General features: G+C 70.4%; 2 protein-coding genes. One reads left to right on the plus strand and one right to left on the minus strand.

The annotated features are described in order from the left end of the window. Nucleotides 1–246: 246 nt before the first annotated feature. Nucleotides 247–1,917 carry a PucR family transcriptional regulator gene (locus VGZ32_RS01935; protein ID WP_326884018.1) on the minus strand — a complete coding sequence of 557 codons (1,671 nt, stop codon included), beginning with the start codon at nt 1,915–1,917 and terminating at the stop codon, nt 247–249. A 335-nt stretch (nt 1,918–2,252) separates the two neighbouring features. On the opposite strand from VGZ32_RS01935, the gene VGZ32_RS01940 reads away from it, so the two are divergent. After that, nucleotides 2,253–2,484, plus strand: a 232-nt coding sequence (locus VGZ32_RS01940) for an aldehyde dehydrogenase family protein (protein ID WP_326884019.1), incomplete at its 3' end; no start/stop codon positions are given.

The following is a 2,484-nucleotide window of genomic DNA, read 5'->3' on the forward strand; positions in this document are numbered from 1 at the left end:
CACTGTCCCGGTCGCGAAGGCCATCGGCGCGTTCCTTGGGACTGTCGCGAACGGCGATGACATCGTCGATGCGCATGTCGTCATGCTCGCCCGCCGCCACGCGATGCCCGTGATCACCACCGATCCCGACGATCTGCGGGCACTCGACCCGAAGGCAGCAGTGATCGAGTTGTAGAGCGGGGCGGAGGGCGGACGGCCGCGTGCCAGTGCGGCCGGAACACCTGGCCGTGCCCGTGCCCGAACGGATCAGCGGTCGCGGACTGCGTCCAGGGCGAGCAGCGCGACGTGGAGCGAAAGGCAGGATTCGACGGAGTCGAGGTCCACGCCGAGGACGCGCTCGATGCGGTGCAAGCGCTCGTAGAAGGACGGGCGGGACAGGTGCGCGGCGTCGGCGGCGGCTGACTTGTTGCGGCCCTGGTCGAGGTAGATGCCGAGCATCGCGACCAGGTTCGTGCCTCGCTCGGTGTCGTATGCCAGGAGCGGACCGAGTTCGCGTTCTACGTACGTTTGCAGCCGTGCGTCGTCGCGCAGCAGGTGCAGCAGACCGCGCAGGCGCACGTCCACGAGCCGGTGGTACGGGGGGCCGCCCACCTGTCTTACTGCGGCGTCCGCCACTTGGACGGCCTCGAGCAGGGACCGCCTTGCGTCGCGTACCGCGCCGACCGACGTGCCGACCGCGATCGCGAATTCGCTGGCGTCGGGACCCGCCAGCTTTCTTACTGTGGCGGCGAACGCGCCGAGGGCGGAATCCTCCCGGTCCTGCGGGCCGAGCGCGAGCAGCAGGCCGACCGAGTGGTCGTCCACCGCGCCGATCAGCGCGGACAGCCGCTTCTCCCGGATCGCCGCAGCGGCGTGGTCGGTCAGCTCCCGCAGGCGCGCCTGGTTCTCCATGGTCGCGCCCTGGATCGACGAGGGCTGCGACGCGCCAGCGCTCTTGAGCCGCAGCACGATGCCCACCAGACGCTTGCCGTCGAGGCCGACGCCGATCGCCCGGGCCCGCAGCGCGACCTCCGCGGCCGAGTGGTCGTGGTTGAGGATCGCGGCGAGCAGGGTGCGGTGGGTTTGGCGTTCGAGGGATTCGCGGTCCCGCTGCATCAACCGGTTGAGTGCGAGCGTTGCCGCGCCGCGCTCGGCCAGCATGGTCAACCGCGTCGGCGCTGGGGCCGGCACGCCGTCGCACACGATCACCAGGCGTCCCCAGTCCTGCCCGCGCGCGCCGACGACCGTGGTCAGCCAGCCGGAACGCTCGTCGTACGCGGTGCGAGAAGCCGGTCGGACCGCACGCGACCGCCCCTCCCACCCGTCGAGCAGGGCCTCAGCGGAGGCGCCGATCGCGTCATAGACCAGGACCTGGTGCGCGAGGTTCTCGAGCACGACCGGGTGCTCCGCCATCTTCGCGATCTGCCGCACCACCTCGCCCGGCTCGGCGCCCTCCACCGCCAGCTCGGTGAAGGTCTGGTGCACCTCCTCCGAGGAGCGCAGCTCGGCCAGCTGGGTGTCGATGATCCGCGCGTGCACGGCTTCCGTAATGGTGACGAAACGCGTGTCGCGCCCCAGCGTGATCACGGGGAGGCGGTGTTTCTCGGCGGCGAGCAGGAGCGGTTTGGGTGGGGCTTCCGGGTACCGGCGGCCGAGCTCCACGACGAGGCCGGCGGCGCCGAGCGCGGCGAGCTCGGCGACGAACTTGGCCAGCGCCTCACGGTCGTCGGGCCAAGCGATCGCCGTGGACAGCACCAGCTCACCGCCGCGCAGGATCTCGCGTACGTCAGTTAGCTCGGTGACGTGCACCCACCGGACCCGGCGGTCAAGGCCGGCCGCGCCCGCCACCACGCGCGGATTGCCCTGCTTCACCGCGTCCAGCGCGAGCACTTCGGCGACAGTCGGGAAGCCGGGATGTATGGGCGATTCGTCAGGCATCGGAGCGCGGCCTTAGGAAGAGGGGTGAGGGCTGATTCACGAGTGCGTTACACCATGAGCGGACACAGTGTCTGTCACAGGTGGGTGTGGCATGCACTGTGACATCTGGACGCGGCGGAGGCAAGGGGCGGAGGGTGGGTGACACCGGTCACGGTTTTGTTGAGATTCCGTGGCCTCGATGATTTAGACCTACGGAATCCCTTGTTCCAAGGGCCTATGTCTGTCACGATCCTCATCCATGAAGCTCCCACCCGACACCAGGGACGGGCAGCACACAGGCGACAGGTTGTGAAGGACTTCCTCGCGCACACATATCCAGCGTTCCGGGAGCGGTAGTGCACCAGTACATCGGCGGGCGGCTGCTCGAGGCGGCCGGGGACGAGGCCTGCGCGGTTCTCAACCCGGCCACCGGCCAGACCGTCGCCACCGCGGTGCTCGCCGGACCCGCCGAGGTGGACGCGGCCGTGGCGGCCGCCCGCGCGGCGTTCCCGGGCTGGTCGGGCGCCACACCCGCGGAGCGTTCGGCCGCGCTGCACCGGCTGGCCGAGGTCCTCGGCGAGCGCGCGG

This window comes from Actinocrinis sp., from assembly GCF_035938995.1.
GTDB lineage: Bacteria > Actinomycetota > Actinomycetes > Streptomycetales > Catenulisporaceae > DASZGI01.

What these genes read in the sequence shown, in the direction of transcription:
- VGZ32_RS01935 (WP_326884018.1), bottom strand. Translation starts at nt 1,917, where the DNA reads ATGCCTGACGAATCGCCCATACATCCCGGCTTCCCGACTGTCGCCGAA.